General features: G+C 67.0%; 19 protein-coding genes, 1 tRNA gene and 4 pseudogenes. 12 read left to right on the top strand and 12 right to left on the bottom strand.

Translation table 11 applies throughout. From position 1 onward, the window contains the following. The first annotated feature begins 48 nt into the window (after positions 1-48). From ABW18_RS21450 to ABW18_RS22825, 3 genes are all read left to right on the top strand, one after another. Complete coding sequence (locus ABW18_RS21450) at positions 49-738, top strand: helicase associated domain-containing protein (RefSeq protein WP_005179533.1); 690 nt, start codon at positions 49-51, stop codon at positions 736-738. Further along, the gene (locus ABW18_RS21445) at positions 738-1,406 is read left to right on the top strand and encodes a helicase associated domain-containing protein (RefSeq protein ID WP_005179528.1); all 669 of its coding nucleotides are present in this window, start codon (positions 738-740) and stop codon (positions 1,404-1,406) included. Before ABW18_RS21450 ends, ABW18_RS21445 begins: the two co-directional genes overlap by 1 nt. Then, positions 1,361-1,482 (top strand) — tRNA-Leu (locus ABW18_RS22825). The genes ABW18_RS21445 and ABW18_RS22825 overlap by 46 nt, the downstream gene beginning before the upstream one ends. A 472-nt stretch (positions 1,483-1,954) precedes the next feature. Here ABW18_RS22825 and ABW18_RS21440 read toward each other — a convergent pair. Together ABW18_RS21440 and ABW18_RS21430 are read right to left on the bottom strand one after the other, a co-directional pair. Beyond that, positions 1,955-2,167 (bottom strand): hypothetical protein, encoded by a 213-nt coding sequence (locus ABW18_RS21440; protein WP_005179525.1) that lies wholly within the window; start codon positions 2,165-2,167, stop codon positions 1,955-1,957. Between the two features lie 516 nt (positions 2,168-2,683). Next, the gene (locus ABW18_RS21430) at positions 2,684-3,046 is read right to left on the bottom strand and encodes an Rv2640c family ArsR-like transcriptional regulator (RefSeq protein ID WP_005179521.1); all 363 of its coding nucleotides are present in this window, start codon (positions 3,044-3,046) and stop codon (positions 2,684-2,686) included. A gap of 97 nt (positions 3,047-3,143) precedes the next feature. Between ABW18_RS21430 and ABW18_RS21425 the strand changes: the two genes are divergently transcribed. Then, a complete protein-coding gene (locus tag ABW18_RS21425) occupies positions 3,144-3,629 on the top strand; it encodes an ArsI/CadI family heavy metal resistance metalloenzyme (protein WP_005179519.1) in 486 nt (161 codons plus the stop codon). A 22-nt stretch (positions 3,630-3,651) separates the two neighbouring features. Here ABW18_RS21425 and ABW18_RS21420 read toward each other — a convergent pair whose 3' ends face one another. From ABW18_RS21420 to ABW18_RS21400, 5 genes are read right to left on the bottom strand one after another with little or no spacing between them, the layout of a single operon-like run. After that, entirely contained in the window at positions 3,652-4,062 is a 411-nt protein-coding gene (locus ABW18_RS21420) for an arsenate-mycothiol transferase ArsC (protein ID WP_005179518.1), read from the bottom strand. Continuing rightward, on the bottom strand, positions 4,059-4,484 hold the full coding sequence (locus ABW18_RS21415) for an arsenate reductase ArsC (RefSeq protein WP_012834432.1): 426 nt from the start codon (positions 4,482-4,484) through the stop codon (positions 4,059-4,061). The genes ABW18_RS21420 and ABW18_RS21415 overlap by 4 nt, the downstream gene beginning before the upstream one ends. Before the next feature lie 41 nt (positions 4,485-4,525). Continuing rightward, complete coding sequence (locus tag ABW18_RS21410; RefSeq protein WP_005179509.1) at positions 4,526-5,209, bottom strand: arsenate reductase ArsC; 684 nt, start codon at positions 5,207-5,209, stop codon at positions 4,526-4,528. Next, positions 5,202-6,305, bottom strand: coding sequence for an ACR3 family arsenite efflux transporter (arsB, locus tag ABW18_RS21405; protein ID WP_005179505.1), 1,104 nt, complete (start codon positions 6,303-6,305; stop codon positions 5,202-5,204). Before arsB ends, ABW18_RS21410 begins: the two co-directional genes overlap by 8 nt. Next, positions 6,302-6,664, bottom strand: coding sequence for an ArsR/SmtB family transcription factor (locus ABW18_RS21400; protein WP_005179499.1), 363 nt, complete (start codon positions 6,662-6,664; stop codon positions 6,302-6,304). The genes arsB and ABW18_RS21400 overlap by 4 nt, the downstream gene beginning before the upstream one ends. Positions 6,665-6,820: 156 nt before the next feature. On the opposite strand from ABW18_RS21400, the gene ABW18_RS21395 reads away from it, so the two are divergent. After that, positions 6,821-8,101, top strand: coding sequence for an integrase core domain-containing protein (locus ABW18_RS21395; RefSeq protein WP_174299167.1), 1,281 nt, complete (start codon positions 6,821-6,823; stop codon positions 8,099-8,101). Between the two features lie 224 nt (positions 8,102-8,325). Here the strand turns inward: ABW18_RS21395 and ABW18_RS23275 are convergent, their stop codons facing one another. Together ABW18_RS23275 and ABW18_RS23270 are read right to left on the bottom strand one after the other, a co-directional pair. Continuing rightward, positions 8,326-8,700, bottom strand: coding sequence for a hypothetical protein (locus tag ABW18_RS23275; protein WP_227918563.1), 375 nt, complete (start codon positions 8,698-8,700; stop codon positions 8,326-8,328). A 4-nt stretch (positions 8,701-8,704) separates the two neighbouring features. Then, positions 8,705-9,109: a DUF2637 domain-containing protein gene (locus ABW18_RS23270; protein WP_227918562.1), complete on the bottom strand. Its 405-nt coding sequence runs from the start codon at positions 9,107-9,109 to the stop codon at positions 8,705-8,707. Positions 9,110-9,231: 122 nt separating this feature from the next. Between ABW18_RS23270 and ABW18_RS21385 the strand changes: the two genes are divergently transcribed. The 3 genes and pseudogenes from ABW18_RS21385 to ABW18_RS23440 form a co-directional block, all read left to right on the top strand. Then, entirely contained in the window at positions 9,232-10,581 is a 1,350-nt protein-coding gene (locus ABW18_RS21385; RefSeq protein ID WP_005180194.1) for a Mu transposase domain-containing protein, read from the top strand. Continuing rightward, positions 10,578-10,811: pseudogene (locus ABW18_RS21380) on the top strand (IS21-like element helper ATPase IstB); the annotation flags it as partial. The gene ABW18_RS21385 and the pseudogene ABW18_RS21380, both read left to right, overlap by 4 nt. 148 nt (positions 10,812-10,959) lie before the next feature. Beyond that, positions 10,960-11,775 (top strand): annotated as a pseudogene (locus ABW18_RS23440) (DUF4158 domain-containing protein); the annotation flags it as partial. A gap of 57 nt (positions 11,776-11,832) precedes the next feature. Here the strand turns inward: ABW18_RS23440 and merB are convergent. The 3 genes and pseudogenes from merB to merA form a co-directional block, all read right to left on the bottom strand. Continuing rightward, a pseudogene (gene merB / locus ABW18_RS21375) lies at positions 11,833-12,153 on the bottom strand (organomercurial lyase); the annotation flags it as partial. Positions 12,154-12,292: 139 nt separating this feature from the next. After that, entirely contained in the window at positions 12,293-12,703 is a 411-nt protein-coding gene (locus ABW18_RS21370) for a MerR family transcriptional regulator (protein ID WP_235434484.1), read from the bottom strand. Positions 12,704-12,737: 34 nt separating this feature from the next. Then, positions 12,738-14,174: a mercury(II) reductase gene (gene merA, locus ABW18_RS21365; protein WP_004018625.1), complete on the bottom strand. Its 1,437-nt coding sequence runs from the start codon at positions 14,172-14,174 to the stop codon at positions 12,738-12,740. 122 nt (positions 14,175-14,296) lie between these two features. Between merA and ABW18_RS21360 the strand changes: the two genes are divergently transcribed. The 4 genes and pseudogenes from ABW18_RS21360 to ABW18_RS21345 form a co-directional block, all read left to right on the top strand. After that, entirely contained in the window at positions 14,297-14,683 is a 387-nt protein-coding gene (locus tag ABW18_RS21360; protein WP_004018626.1) for an ArsR/SmtB family transcription factor, read from the top strand. Continuing rightward, a complete protein-coding gene (locus tag ABW18_RS21355) occupies positions 14,680-15,003 on the top strand; it encodes a hypothetical protein (protein ID WP_005180211.1) in 324 nt (107 codons plus the stop codon). Before ABW18_RS21360 ends, ABW18_RS21355 begins: the two co-directional genes overlap by 4 nt. 86 nt (positions 15,004-15,089) lie before the next feature. Further along, complete coding sequence (locus ABW18_RS21350; protein WP_005180213.1) at positions 15,090-15,605, top strand: TlpA family protein disulfide reductase; 516 nt, start codon at positions 15,090-15,092, stop codon at positions 15,603-15,605. Continuing rightward, positions 15,605-15,918 (top strand): annotated as a pseudogene (locus ABW18_RS21345) (hypothetical protein); the annotation flags it as partial. The gene ABW18_RS21350 and the pseudogene ABW18_RS21345, both read left to right, overlap by 1 nt.

Here is a 15,918-nt window from a genome sequence, read left to right as displayed (position 1 = left end):
CGATGACGCTGATCCGGGGTGCTGATCGAGTGAGCTGGAGAGCTTCGAATGAGTAGTTATGAGGAGCGGTTCGAGGCCGGGCTCGCGCATCTGCATCGCTACGTCGCCGCGCACGGTTCGAGCTCGCCGCCGCACGGTTCGACGATCGACGGATTTCTGATCGGGAGTTGGGTCGGCAGCCGGCGCACCGAGTACCGCAGGGGCCGGTTATCGGCCGAGCGGATCCGCCGTATCGAGACCGAGTTCCCGGACTGGCGGTGGAACGTACGGGAGGCGATGTTCGACGTCGGCCTGGCGCATCTGCGCCGCTACGTCGCCACCCATGGGACGAGCCGCGTGGGTTACGACGAGGTGGTCGACGGATTCCCGTTGGGGCAGTGGACGAGGGATCGTCGCGCCGACTTCCGCACAGGCCGACTGTCTGCGGAGCGGATCGAGGTGTTTGAGCGCGAATTCCCTGACTGGCAATGGACCCCTCAGACCGCAGTATTCGCGGCCGCGTTCGAGACCGGGATCGGGCACCTGCATCGGTATGTCGCCGCGCACGGCACCCCCAACGCCCCCCGGCGTGATGTGATCGACGGATTCCCGATCGGCACCTGGATCCAGAGCCGCCGCGCCGACTACCGCAAAGGCCGGTTGTCGGCCGAGCGGATCCGCCGTATCGAGACCGAGTTCCCGGACTGGCAGTGGACCATCCGAACCAGCTCGACTCAGGGCACGATCGGTGGCCTGTAATGGGTGGTCCTGATGACCGACGGTTCGAGGTCGGGCTCGCGCATCTGCATCGCTACGTCGCCGCACAGGGTTCGAGCTCTCCCCCGCGCGGCGCAAGGATCGACGGGTTCCCGATCGACGTGTGGGTGGCCAGCAGACGCACCGACTACCGCAAGGGCCGACTGTCGGCCGAGCGGATCGAACGGCTCGCGACCGAGTTCCCGGACTGGCAGTGGAGTGTGCGCGACGCGCAGTTCGACGTCGGCCTGGCGCATCTGCGCCGCTACGTCGCCGCACATGGGACGAGCACCGTGAGTCAGCATGAGGTGTTCGACGGATTCGCCCTCGGACAGTGGGTGACGAATCGTCGCGCCGACTACCGCAAAGGCCGACTGTCGGCGGAGCGGATCGAGGTGTTTGAGCGCGAGTTTCCTGACTGGCAGTGGTCGCCTCAGGCCACGGCGGCGGCCGCCGCATTCGAGGTCGGGATCGCGCACCTGCATCGGTATGTCGCCGCGCACGGCACCAGCAACGCCCGAAATCGGGCGGTGATCGAAGGATTCGCGATCGGACAGTGGGTCGCCAACCGCCGCGCCGACTACCGTAGAGGTCAGCTCGCCACCGAGCGGATCCGCCGCATCGAGGCCGAGTTCCCGGACTGGCAGTGGACCGCACAACGCCGCTCCTGATCCGACATACGGCGCGCGGTGAGGCAACGGATTCAAAACCCGTCCAGTGTCAGTTCGAGTCTGACCGGGGGCACCAGGGCCCTCGCAGGCAAGCGCACATCGCTCGCACCAAATTCTCCTGGGAAACCTATTGATCTCCGGCATGTGACGTGCTAAGTTTCACATCCCTCTTTCTATGAGGGCTTCCCTCCAACTCTGAGGGTCTGATTGTGGTCACAGGTCCAGGCGGAGCTATATCCGCACCCAGGGCCCACGTGGTTCAGCCACTCAGACCTTCGGAAGGGGGTGAAAATGGAAGCGATGGTCATCCTCGGGATCATCCAGATCCTCATCGCAACAGCCCATCTCGTTGTAGACATCCTCAGCTAGCCCCAGCGAGGGGGCCGGGCACTCGCCCGGCCCCTCGCCTCGCCTGGCGGCATCCTTCGTGGAAAGGCTTGCGTACCGACAAAACCCCGGGCTGCGAATCGCCCACCTGCACAACGCAACCACGATGGCCCTGTGGCAACCGACCCGCCGGGGAGGGCGGCAGCGCAGCGCCAGCGGAGTCAGCTCGTGGCTTCCCCGAGTCGTTCGACCTGTCCGCCAACCTCGTCGGCGTACGCCTGAGCCTCGGTCGCCTCATTGTCGGTGTAGACCCGGACGTCTGCCGGCCTACCGGCCGGCCGCACGATCAACGTCAGCTCCCCTATCGCGACGCGACCGCGTTTAGGTGCGACGCGATTGGTGGGCCCGGCCCCGGCATCGTTGTTCTCGGTCATCGCTCGGCGGCGTCCTGTCTCGGTTGCAGCGCCTCGGGCGGCACCCACATGGTGATCGTGGCCGAGGAGACGCGGTTGGCGCTCTCGACTGGCATCTGACATATCCCGCGCCAGAGGCCGTTTGAAGTTTGGAGCCACGCTAAGAGAAGCGCGTTCATGGTGGGTTCGATCCGGGCACCGGATGCGCGGACTCGCAGTGACACTCCCCCACCGGCGGCATACGAGCGTCCGCAGGACGGGTCAGCGATCGCCATGTCGATCAGCACGGGCCTCGGTGGGTCGACCACGCGTAGTGTTCGGGTGTCGGGCCAGTGGTCGAACATGCCATCAGTGTCATCTCGCAAGACATCGGTGACAGTTCTGCATCAGGCCATAGGTGACAGAGTGAGGGGTCTTGGTGGTGACACTTCTTCATTTGGTTTCCGCCACGCACCGCTATGTGCCTTGCGTTGCGTGGCGCGGTTGCCTATGAGGGGGGCCTGACGCAGGTGCTCAACTGACCGCGCCTGCGACGGTTCAGCAGCACCCCGTGATGGCGCTGAGAACGCTGCGCAGCGCTTCCAACGACTCTGGCCGGGCACGGTAGTAGACGTTCATCCCTCGTCGGTCAGGTGCGACCATGCCGGCCTTGCGGAGCTGCCCCAGGTGGTGGCTCGTGGTGGCCTCGGTGAGGCTGACCGCGGTCGCGAGGTCGCAGGTGCAGATCCCCTCACCGGTGTCAGTGAGCAGAATCGAGACGAGTTTGATCCGGACCGGATCGGCCAGCGCCTTGAGCCGCAGAGCGATTTCTAGGGCGGTGTCGTCATCGAGAGGGGCCGCCGACACGGGCGCACAGCAGATCGGGGCACTGATGTCGACCATCGGCAGGGCCTTCGGCATGACCCGACCATACCCTGGTACTTGACATATGTCGAAAAGGTGGCACCCTGCAGGTGTCAGTAGTTCGATATATGTCTCACAGGTGAAGGTGATGGTCATGTCCCGTATGCAGCTCGCGCTCAATGTCGATGATCTCGATACCGCGATCGAGTTCTACTCCAAGCTGTTCAACACCACCCCGGCCAAGCGCAAGCCGGGATACGCCAACTTCGCGATCGTCGAGCCGCCACTGAAGCTGGTGCTGCTGGAGAATCCCGGCCAGGGCGGCACGATCAACCATCTCGGCGTCGAGGTCGAGTCGAGCGAGAAGGTGCACGCCGAGATCGCCCGGTTGTCCGGGGAGGGTCTGTTCACCCAGGAGGAGATCAACTCCACCTGTTGTTTCGCGACGCAGGACAAGGTGTGGGTGACCGGGCCGGCGAAGGAGAAGTGGGAGGTCTACACCGTGCTGGCTGACTCCGAGACGTTCGGGACCAGCCCGAAACTGTTGGAACAGAACGCCACCGAGGACGCCGAGCAGGGTTCGGTGTGCTGCGGCGGCAACGCCGCAGACCAGGCCGAGGCGCGCACAGCCTGCTGCTGACAGCCTCGGTTCGCGTTCTCGCCTACCGCGCGATGCGGTCGGCGAGGGCGCGGATCCGGTTGGTGATGTCGTCGCGGATCAGCCGCATTCGTTCGATACCGTCGATGCCCCGTCCGGAGGGTTCGTCGGTGTCCCACACTTCGAGGGCGACGCCGTCGGGTGGGGTGACCTCGGCGGTGCCGACCACCACGACCAGGTCCACGGCTTGCATCAGTTCATCGGTGAGTTGCCGCGGCTGATGTCCGACGACGTCGGCGCCGACTTCGGCGAGTACCTGGGCGGACAGTTCGTTGACCTGGCCGCCGATTTTCGCGTTGGTGCCGGCTGAGGATGGGGTGATCCGGTCGGTGACTGTCGGTGTGAGGTGTTCGGCCATCACCGATTTGCCGCGGTTGGACACGCACACGAACAACACCTGCGGTGGTGTGCTCATTGGCCGACCTGCTGGTCGGCGGGTACCAGTTCGTCGAGGAGGTTCGCGACGAGTCCGCGGATCTGATCGCGGATGGGGCGGACCGCGTCGATGCCTTGGCCGGCTGGGTCGTCGAGAGCCCAGTCCCGGTAGCTGACGCCGGGGAACACCGGGCACGCATCGCCACAGCCCATGGTGATCACGACGTCGGAGGATTCGACGGTGTCGGGGGTGAGGATCTTCGGTGACTGTGCGGAGATGTCGATACCGACTTCAGCCATCGCCTCGACCGCGGCCGGGTTGATGGAGTCGGCGGGAGCAGATCCGGCGGAGCGGACCTCGACGCTGCCCTGGCTCAAGGCGGTGAGGAAACCGGCGGCCATCTGCGAGCGGCCAGCGTTGTGGACACACACAAATAGCACCCTAGGTCGAGATGTAGACATGAGACACAAGCCCTTTCAGCTGTGAAGGAACATCAGATACGTCACACACGTTCGGTGGTGAGTTCGGTGAGAAGACCACGAACTCGGGCGTCAAGATCGTCGCGGATCGCGCGAACCTCGTCGAGGGGACGGCCCTGGGGGTCCGCGACCGTCCAGTCCAGATAGCGTTTGCCGGGATAGATCGGACACGCGTCGCCGCAACCCATGGCTACGACCACGTCGGCGGCGGCGACTACATCGTCGGTGAGCGGTTTGGGGTACTGCGTGCCCATGTCGACGCCGATCTCGGTCATTGCTTCGACGACGGTCGGGTTGATCGAGTGCGCGGGGGCTGACCCGGCGGAGCGCACGTGTACCCGCCCGGCGGCGTGGTGGGTCAACAATCCGGCGGCCATCTGTGAGCGGCCGGCGTTCTGGACGCAGACGAACAGAACTTCGGGCACATCCTTGGGCACCGATCCATCGGACTGGGCCAGGGCGCGTAACCGATCAGCCGCGAACCTGCCCGCCAAGGTCGTCAGGTGCGCATGCACCCGGGAGGTGCGCCGTAAGGCGGTGTAGGACTCGAACACACAGCGTTCCACCGTCTGGCGAGACACCACCCCCTCATACTTGGCGGCCAGGTCAGCGGCGGTACGGGCGAGCACGGCATGGGGCATCAACAGTTCGGGCTGCGCGCGGTGTTCACTGCGACTTAGCTGCTCGTCCAACAGATCCTCAGGCATCGCGAGCCGGCTCCTTCGACACATCCGGGCTGGAGGCAGTGGTTGGGGTGGTGAAGCGTTTCCGCAGTGCCAGGGACACGTACACGAGGGCGACGAGGACGGGGACCTCGATGAGTGGTCCGATGACTCCGGCCAGGGCCTGGCCGGATGTTGCACCGTAGGTGGCGATCGCGACGGCGATGGCGAGCTCGAAGTTGTTGCCCGCGGCGGTGAACGCCAGCGTGGTGGTTCGCGCATACCCCAGCCCCATCGCGGCCCCGAGCACGAACCCACCGCCCCACATCACCGCGAAGTAGATCAGCAGCGGCAGAGCGATCCGCACGACGTCCCACGGCTGCGACGTGATCTGCTCACCTTGCAACGCGAACAGGATGACGATGGTGAACAGCAACCCGTAAAGGGCCCACGGCCCGAGACGCGGCAGGAACGAGGACTCGTACCAGTCGCGGCCTTTGGTTCGCTCGCCGATGCGGCGGGTGAGGAAGCCTGCGACCAGGGGTATACCGAGGAAGATCAGCACCGACTTCGCGATCTGCCACGGCGAGGTGTCGATGGTGGTCTGCTCCAGGCCCAGCCATCCGGGCAACACCGAGAGGTAGAACCAACCCAGCACGGCGAACATGACCACCTGGAACACCGAGTTCAGTGCGACGAGAACAGCAGCGGCTTCGCGGTCGCCGCACGCCAGGTCGTTCCAGATGATGACCATCGCGATGCATCGGGCCAGGCCGACGATGATCAGTCCGGTCCGGTACTCCGGCAGATCCGGGAGCAGGAGCCAGGCCAGCGCGAACATCAACGCCGGTCCGATGATCCAGTTCAACGCCAACGACCCGAGTAGCAGGCGACGATCACCGGTGACCGAGTCGAGTCGGTCGTAGCGCACCTTGGCCAGCACCGGATACATCATGATCAGCAATCCGAGGGCGATCGGCAGCGAGATGCCGTCGAGCTCGACCGCCGCCAAAGTGTCACCCAGGCCGGGGACGACTCGACCGAGCAGCAGTCCGGCGACCATCGCGGCGCCGATCCACACCGGCAGAAACCGGTCCAGCGTCGACAACTTGCCCGCGACCGCGGTGTCGGTGGCGGTCACTGGTCGGCCTCACACGACCGCGTTTCCCCCACGACCGTGGCGAGATCGCCCAGCAGGCCCGACAGTTGTTGCAGCGCTTCGGTGTTCACCCGGTAGTACACCCAGGTCGCGCGGCGCTCGCTGGTCACCAGACCCGCCTGGCGCAGCACCTTCAGATGGTGCGAGATCGTCGGCTGCGACAGCTCGAACGGCCCGGAGATGTCGCACACGCACGCCTCGCCGCCCGGATGCGCAGCGACCTCCGACAGCAACCGCAGTCGAACCGGATCAGCGAGTGCCTTCAACAGTGGGGTGACAGCCTCGGTCTCGTCGCTACTGAGGCCGCGGCCGGGTGGCAGCAGGAGATTCTTATTCGACACGCGTCAATATTGACACACGTCGATGCAGGCGACAAGGTGGCCGACCTGGAAGCAGGCTTGCGCTTTCGCGTTGGTGTCCACGACAAGCAACCGGTTGGGCTCCGATCGAACCGCCATCCTCGGGTCAGCTCACGTGCCGCATTCAACGCTCAGACGGTGGCTGTTAATGAACCTATCGACCCTGTCGTCCGGCTAGCTATCTCGCAGTGGCCTGATGATGCACCCCGCGGAGCGGTCTCAACATTCTGCGTCGAACACGGAATTTCTCGAAAGTCGTTCTACGAGCTGCGTAAACGCGCCAAAGTCGAGGGGCCCGCGGCAGCCCTCGAACCGCGGACCCGCCGCCCAAAGTCGAGCCCGTCAGCGCTCAGTGACGAGGTCAAGTCACAAGCGGTGGCGGTGCGCGCCGCCTTGGAAAGGTCGGGTCTGGACCACGGACCGATCAGCGTGCACGACAAGATGCGGTCGATGGGCATGGCACAGGTCCCCTCGACAGCATCGCTGGCCCGCATCTTCCGCGATGCCGGAGTAGCCCGGCGTGAACCGAAAAAGAAGCCCCGCTCGGCGTGGCGGCGGTTCGTCTATCCCGCACCGAATGCGTGCTGGCAACTCGACGGCACCGAATACGTTCTGACCGGCGGACGTACGTGCGTCATCCTGCAACTGATCGACGATCACTCTCGCTACGCCGTGGGCTCCCACGTGGCCGCCGGTGAGACCTCCGACGCCGCGATCGCGGTGTTCGACAAGGCGGTGACCGCTCACGGCGTGCCCCAGCGACTCCTCACCGACAACGGGCCCGCTTTCAACCCCTCACGCCGCGGCCGCATCGGTCAACTCGTCGAACACGCCCACGCGCTCGGAGTCGAAACAATCACCGGCAAGCCCTACAAGCCCACCACGCAGGGCAAGAACGAACGCTTCCACCAGACACTGTTCCGCTACCTGGACAAACAGCCACTTGCCGACACCCTGGCCGAGTTGCAGGCCCAGGTCGACGCGTTCGACCACATCTACAACACCGAGCGGCCTCACCAAGGACTGCCCGGGCGGGTCACACCGTTGACCGCCTGGCAGGCAACACCGAAAGCCGACGCGCCACACCCCAAATTCGGTCGGCCGTTGCTCGATCCGCCGACACCACGCCCTCGGCCCGCACAGCGGCAACCCACCGACCTACCCGACGGCGTCCTGGCCAGAACTGTCAGCACCTCCGGCACCATCAGCGTGGACGCAGTCACCTACATGGTCGATGTGGACCACGCCTTCGACCAGGTCCTCGTTGTCACCGACGACAACACAATCGTCATCGCCAACACCGAAGGCGAAGTCCTCGTCGAACACCCCCGACCCGCCCCAGGAATCACCTACGTCGGAAATCGACAACCCCGCGGCCCACGCCCCACCAAGAAGACCGCACCGTCACCGAAGTCCTGACACACCAAGTGTCACCAATGTCCAGATGCAGAAACGTCACCGATGTCCCGATACATCACACGAACATGCACAGAGTCTAACCCCGGTTCTCGAATGGGTGTTCGATGCATGTGTAGTCTGTTCGGGTAGGTGGGGGTGTGCCTGGAACGGGAAGTCTGGGACCACACGCACCCCCGCCGACTCATGTATTCACGGCGTACTCACGAGACGATTGCCTGGCGTGCTCAGTGGGCGTGGGCGAGTGCGGGCTGATCCGCTGTGTGCACACGCTCGCTGCGCGGCGACGCGTCGGCGGTGCACTCGGCCGCGAGGTCGCGCCAACGGCCGATCGTGGTTCTGTGCACGCCGGTGAGGTCGGCGGTCTGCTCGCGGTGGACTCGGAGTCGTTCGGCGACGAGTACGCGCGCGACCACACGGTCGTCGTTGCGACCTCGGCTGCACACGAGTCGGGCCAGGTCGAGGTCGGAGTCGGTGATCTGTGCGTCGAGGTCCGTGAGGCTCAGTGGCGAGGTGTCTGCGTCGTCCTGTGCATTGTTGTGTTGCGGGTGCGGCTCTGTCGGTGCGCTGACCTGCGGGTGTGCATGGGGTGCACTGTCCACAGGGTCATGCTCGACGTCCGGCGTCCGGTTGTGCGCGGTTACTCCCCCGCCGGCCCAGACGTGCATGACCAGGCCGTGGATGCTTGCCAGCAGGGCCAGGGGCGCCACGATGGCGATGGCCACGGCCATCAGGCCGTGCATGACCCCTGGTCGCTGGCCAGGAATGCGTGGCCGGCATTGCCGGCGACACTGACTGTGCTGGAGATCGCCAGCATCGCGAAGTGGTATCGCTTGCCGGCGTCGTCGCGGCGTAGACGCACCAGGTGGCTTGCAGAATGAAGACGTCGATCACGACGGGTAGGAGCCAGGTCAGGCGGTCCGGGATGGCCCCGGACATGCGGGCGAGGTCGCTCAGTGCTGTGAAGCTCAGGGTGAATGAGGCCGCAACGACGATGATGACGGCGCTCATCGAAATTCCCCAGTGATGCTCATCTGAATTCCCCACCCGTGTGGCACCGCCAGAGTAGGCGGGCCTCCCGTGATGCTGATGGTCTCTGACCACTCACCAACTATCTCGGGAGGCCCGCTTTCATGTTGACACGGGAGAACGATGTGGAAGTACATGCACTACACAAACGGGGGTGGACGATCTCGGCGATCGCCCGCCACACCGGGCACGACAGGAAAACCATTCGCGCCTACCTCAAGGGTGAGCGCAGCCCGGGCGAGCGTAAGAAGTCGGCGGCGGATCCGTTCGAGCCGTTCCTGGCCTACGTCACCGCGCGTCTGGTTGAGGACCCACATCTGTGGTCACGGACGTTGTGCGACGAACTCGAGGACCTCGGCTACACCCAGTCCTATCCGACATTGACCCGCCAGATCCGGCAACGTGGCCTGCGTCCGACATGTGAGGCGTGCGCCCTGGTGACGGAGCGGGCGAACGCGGTCGTCGAGCATCCGCCGGGTGAGGAGACGCAATGGGATTGGGTGGAGTTACCGAACCCGCCGGACGAATGGGGTTGGGGTTCAACAGCATTCCTGCTTGTCGGGTCGTTGGCGCATTCCGGCAAATGGCGGGGCTACCTGGCGCCGGATATGACTCGCCCGCAGGTGATCGCCGGGATCGACCGCATCACCCGCCGACTCGGCGGGGTCACCAAGTCGTGGCGATTTGACCGGATGGCGACGGTTTGCCACCCGTCGACCGGCGCGTTGACCGCCGAGTTCGCTGACGTGGCCAAGTATTACGGGGTCTCGGTCGATGTGTGCCCACCTCGCAGAGGCAATCGCAAGGGTGTGGTGGAGAAGTCCAATCACACTGCTGCACAACGCTGGTGGCGCACCCTTCCCGACGAGACGACACCCGAACAAGCGCAAACCAGCTGCGACACCTTCTGCCGCACCCGCTCGGATGCACGGATGCGCCCGACCTCTGATGGTCGGGCGAGTGTGATCATGGTGGCCGCTCGCGAACCGCTCAGCGCCCCACCAGCGGCTCCGTATCCGGCCACGCTCACCGAGATGCGCACGGTATCGCGCCAGGCGCTGGTGGCGTGGCGCGGCAACCAGTACTCGGTGCCGCCGGAGGTGGCGATGAGTGAAGTCACCGTGAGCGAGCGGCTCGGGGACGGACACATCGACATCGCCACCGATTCGGGCATCGTGATCGCGCGGCACCGCCTCGCCACGCCCGGGTCGGGCGCCCAAGTGCGTGATCACGGGCATGTCGTCGCGCTGGAGACCCTGGCCAAAGCCGGCGCCTCCAGCAGCCGTCGGCCGCATCGCCGCAAAGAACGTATCCCACCCGGCCAGGCCGCCCGAGACGCCGCAAACACACTGCGCCACAACACAACCAACACCGACGATACCGGCCCGCAGGCATCGATCATCGACATGAGCGTGTACGAACGCGCCGCACAGAACAGGACCCACCTCCCATGACCACCAACACCAACACCGACACCGACACCGACAATGCTGGGCTGGACTCTTCGAATAGTGTTGGGCCACAGTCACAATCAGCGATCTCGGTCTACCAGCAACTACGCGGACATCTCGCCGTCCTCAAACTCGACGCCGCAGCCGAAGCCCTGCCCCAAGTCTTGGCGGCCGCCAGCGAGCACGAGTGGTCGATGACCCAGACTCTCGAGCACCTGCTGGGCATCGAGGTCGGGGTCCCGGTAGTAATGGCGCAAAAAACAACGAAGTTCGCGTAGTGCCTGGTCAGCGGCGATTTCTCGGTTCGGGCTGCGGGCCGGGGTGGTTGGTGCTTGGCTTGTCTGCCGATGAGGTTGGTCGGCGTGTTGGAGGCTGGGGTTCGTGGCGACGCGGGTATTCGCGGACGAGGAGTTGCAGCGCCTGCGGGAGTTCCCGGAGATCAGTCGTGAGGAGTTGTTCCGGTACTTCACGCTGACCCCGGCGGATCTGGCGTTTGTTGCTCCGCAGGGCAGGGGCCCTGCGGTCCGTCTGGGCCTGGCGGTGGCGTTGTGCACCTTGCCGTGGCTGGGGTTCGTGCCGGACAAGGTGCCGTCGGCGCCGCCGGTGGCGGTGGCCCGGCTGGCGGATCAGCTGAATATCGATGCAGCGCAGCTTCGTTCGTATGGCAAGCGGGCGCAGACGCGGACCGAGCATGTGCGGCTGGTGGCCCAGTATCTGGGGTGGCGGCCTGCCGGGGCGATGGAGTTGAAGGAGCTGGATGAGTTTCTGCTGGCGCGGGCGATGGAGCACGATTCGCCGACGCTGTTGTTCCGGCTGGCGTGTGAGTACCTGATCTCGGCGCGGGTGATCCGGCCGGGCCCGGAAACGGTGGTCCGCCGGGTCGCGCACGCTCGCACGCGGGCGCAGCGGGAGACCTACGACCGGTTGGCGCGCGAGTTCACGCCGCAGCGGTGTAAGGAACTGGATGCGTTGCTGGTCGTCGACCCGTCGATCGAGATGTCGCGGTTGCGGTGGTTGTCGACCGGCCCGGTGGAGGCGTCGGCGACCGCGGTGAAGGCCGAGGTCGAGAAGCTGGTGTTCCTGCGCAACCTGGGCGCGGATGAGCTGGACATGTCGGTGCTGCCGGCGGAGCGGCGGCGGTTCCTGGCGACGGTGGGCCGCCGCTTGACGGGCCAAGCCCTCGAACGCCGGGATCCGGTCGGGGTCGACGAAGGCCACCATCGCAGTGGCCGGTTCCAGGTCGCTGACCCCGGTGACGGGGTCGATGGTCAGGCGCACGGTGGTGCCCGTGATCGGGCAGTCGGATTCGATGCAGGCGGGTGCGCCGATGACGGCGGGGAAGATGAGGGTGTCGGGGGCACACCAGGTGTAGAGCTGGTGGCCACCGACGCTGAACCGGTGCGGGGTCGGGTTGAGGGTCAGGCCCCAGCCGACGATCCGGCCGGCCTCGTCGTATTCGACGTCGGCGCCGATCGGCGTCTGCGCGGGGTCGAGGTCGGGCACTCCCGCGGCGGCGGCGAGTTCGGTGACGGTGACCGGGGTGCCGTGGGCGAGCAGCCGCAGCGCGGCGCGCATCAGCGCCCGGTCCCGGCCGGCGGGCAGGATCTTGGCGAAAACGTCGGCAGTGAGGTTGTCGGTACTCATGGGATCGGACTCCTCGAGGGCGATCGGACAGTGACGGTGCCGACGGTAGGGTCTGTCCCCGGGGTGAGGGTCAAGCCCGTAGCTCGCATCCGCACGGGTCACCGGCCCAGCACAGGTCGTCGGTGGCCAGATGCGCACGGTGTGCGGTTTCGAAGGCGTCGATGCGGTCGAGGATCTGCTCGGCATCGGCGATGCGCTGGCGCAGCCGCTGCCGCGACCGCTGCAGCAGCTCGGCGAGATGGGCGCCGACCGAACGGCCGTGGTCGTCACGGTCGGTGGAGGTGAGCTGGCAGATCTCGGCGATGGTGAGCCCGAGGCCGCGCAGCTCGCCGATGAACCGCACGCACCACTCCGCGTCGTCGGTGTAGAGGCGGTAGCTGGCCGGGCTGCGGCCCAGGGTGTAGATCAGGCCGAGGTCGGTGTACTCGCGCAGCGCCTTCACCGGCACCCCGGTGCGGGCCGAGAGGTCCCCGATCGTCATGTGTCCGTTCATCACTGCCTCCCGTCCGACGGCGTCAGCCTGCGCAGCAGGACAGTTTGGTGACGTCGGTGGTGAAAGTCTGCGCGGTCAGTTTCAGCGCTTCGGCCATGGTCAGGTACGGCGCCCAGGTGTGGGCGAGCCGGTCGACGGTCAGACCCGCGGTCATCGCATAGGTGGCGGCGGTGATCAGGTCCCCGGCGCCGTCGCTGAGGGCGTGCACGCCCATGATCCGGCCGGTGCCGGCTTCGGCGACGATCTTGACCAGGCCGCGGGTGTCCCGGTTGACCAGCGCCCGCGGCACGCTCGACAACCCCAGCACCCGGCACTGGCAGGCCAGCCCGGCCGCGGCGGCTTGCGCGTCGGTCAGTCCGACCGAGGCGATCGCGGGGCTGGTGAACGTCACGCGCGGCACCGTGGTGTAGTCCAGGACGCGATCGGCACCGGCCAGGGCGTTGTCGGCGACCAGGGTGCCCTGCGCGGCGGCCACGTACACGAACTGCGGATCCCCGGCCACGTCCCCGGCCGCCCAGATGCGCGGATTGCTGCTGCGCTGGCGGTCGTCGACCACGACCGCGCCCCGCTCGTCGACGGCGACGCCGACCGCATCCAGGCCCAGCCCGGCGGTGTTGGGGCGGCGGCCGGTGGCCATCAGCACCTGCTCGGCCCGCAGCTCGGTGCTGGCGCCGCCGCCGGTGCGCACGGTCACCACCTTGTGCCCGTCGTCGGCGAGGACCTTCTCGACGGTGGCGGTGGTGAGCACGTCGATGCGCTCGTGGGCGAAGACGGCCTCGAGCGCGGCCGAGATTTCCGGTTCCTCACCCGAGGTCAGCCGGCTACGCGCGATCACCGTGACCTTGCTGCCCAGGCGGGCGAACAGCTGGGCCTGCTCGAGCCCCACATAGCCCGCACCCACCACGATCAGCGACTCCGGCAGCTGCTGGAGGTCCATGGCGGTGGTCGAGGTCAGATACCCGGCCTCAACGAGGCCGTCGATCGGCGGAGCCCAGGGCGCGGCACCGGTGGCGATCAGATACTGGTCGGCCTCGATCACCCGTACACCGCCCTCGGCGCGCGCGACCCGCAGCACGGGTGCCTCGGCGCTGCCGTCGAACACCGCGGTGCCGGAGACGATCTCCCACCCGTAGTCGGCGGCCAGGTCGACATACTTCTCCGCCTGCAGCTGCCCGACCAGCGCGTCCTTGCCCGCGATCAGGGCGGGGAAATCCAGCGGCACCTCGGCGGGGGTGAGCCCGGGGAACCGGCCCGCCGCCTCGGCGGCGTGGCGGGCCTCGGCGGCGGCCAGCAGCGCCTTCGAGGGCACACACCCGACGTTCACGCACGTGCCCCCGACCGTCCCGCGCTCCACCATCACCACCCGTTTGCCGAGGTTGACCGCGGCGATGGCGGCGGCGAACGCCGCCGAGCCGGAACCGATGATCGCCAGATCGGCGCGGGAATCTGTCAAGGTCACGAGGGTGCCTCCTGGTCGGGCAACCGCTGAACCGACAACGGCTGCTATTCGTGTTGACGAATATCTACCGGAACCATATTATGCGCTTATCCGAATAGTTCAAGTCTCGTGGAGGCGATCCCATGGCCCGGTCCACCACCGCCACTGTCACCGTGCCCGGTGCCGAGTCGGCGTGTACGCATCTGGATACGACGGCGAAGTTTTTTCGCGCCCTGTCGGATCCGACCCGGCTCAAGCTCCTCGAATTCATCCTCGCCGGGGAGCGCACCTCCGCCGACTGCGTCGAACACGCCGGCATCTCGCAGCCCCGGGTGTCGGTACACCTGTCCTGCCTGGCCGACTGCGGGTATGTCCTCGCGCGCCGCGACGGGAAGAAACTGCGGTACTCCGTGGGTGATCCGCGGGTAGCTGACCTGGTGATGCTGGCGCGGTCGCTGGCGGCCGACAACTCCGCCGCGCTGGGCTGCTGCCCGCGCATCCCCGCCGCGGACGGTAGTGGGCGGCGATGAACACACCCGACAACAAGGCGATGAACACACCCGACAACGACTCGGGCGGGTTCGGTGGTCTGCTCGCAGTGGCCGGTGGCGTGCTGGTGATGGTCGCCTGCTGCGCCGGTCCCGCCCTGATCGCCGGCGGCGTGCTCGCCGGTCTCGGCGGTGTCTTGACCAGCCCGTGGCTGCTTGCCGCAGGCGTGCTGGTCGTGGCCGCCGCCGTCGGCTACACCCTGCGGCGCCGCGCCCGTAAGGCCACGGGGTGTTGTCCGCCCCGACCCGGATCCCCTCGGTCGGCTCCGGCCGACCGCGACCGGACGGAAACCCCGGCATGACCGTCTCGAACTCTGACACCCCGATGAGCGGTCGCGAGACCGCGCTGACACTCCCTCGCCCCCGCACGAAAGGCCACTGTCCTCGAATGGCCACTCTGCCACGCTTTCGCCGCCCCGCCCTCGCCGCCGCCGCGCTGGCGCTGTCCGCAGCCCTGGCCCTCACCGGGTGCACCTCGACCGACACGACGGCGCAGGATCCGGTGGCGCCGGTGCAGGTCGACACCGTCACCGGCACCTCCATCAGCGTGCCCGGTGACAAGCCGACCGCGTTGTTCTTCTTCTCCGTCGGCTGCGGCGAATGCGTGGGCGGCGCGAAATCGGTGGCGCAGGCGGCCGGACAACTCGGCGACAAGGCGTCGTTCGTGCTGGTCGACATGGATCCGGGTGAATCCGCGCAGACGGTGGCCGGGTTCCAGGACTTCACCGGCACCCAGGCGCTGCCCGCCGTGATCGACACCGGCGCCACCCTCACCACACGACTCTCGGTGGCGTCGCTCTCGACGCTGGTCGTGGTCGATCCGGCGGGCAAGGTCACCTACCGCGCCACCGACCCGTCCGCCGACCAGATCACCACCGCACTGCGCGACGCGGGAGCGGCGTGATGGGCGGACTGCTGGCGCTGGCGTTCACCGCCGGGATGCTCGCCCCGGTCAACCCGTGCGGATTCGCGCTGCTGCCCGCCTGGATCACCCACACCCTCGGCGACACCACCACCGACGCGTTCCCGGTCCGCATGGCGCGCGCCCTGCGCGCCGGGACCGCGCTCACCCTCGGATTCGCGGGCACCCTCGCCGCGGCGGGCCTGGCCGTCAGCGCCGGCGCCCGCGCGCTCATCGCCGCGGCCCCCCCGCCTCGGCCTGGCCGTCGGCGCGGCGCTGGCGGTGCTCGGGCTGGTCATGCTCACCGGCCGTGGCC

Source organism: Gordonia jacobaea (assembly GCF_001186365.1).
GTDB classification, from domain to species: Bacteria; Actinomycetota; Actinomycetes; order Mycobacteriales; family Mycobacteriaceae; genus Gordonia; species Gordonia jacobaea.
The sequence above is the reverse complement of the archived record's forward strand: the minus strand, read 5'-3'. Positions and strand labels throughout refer to the sequence as shown.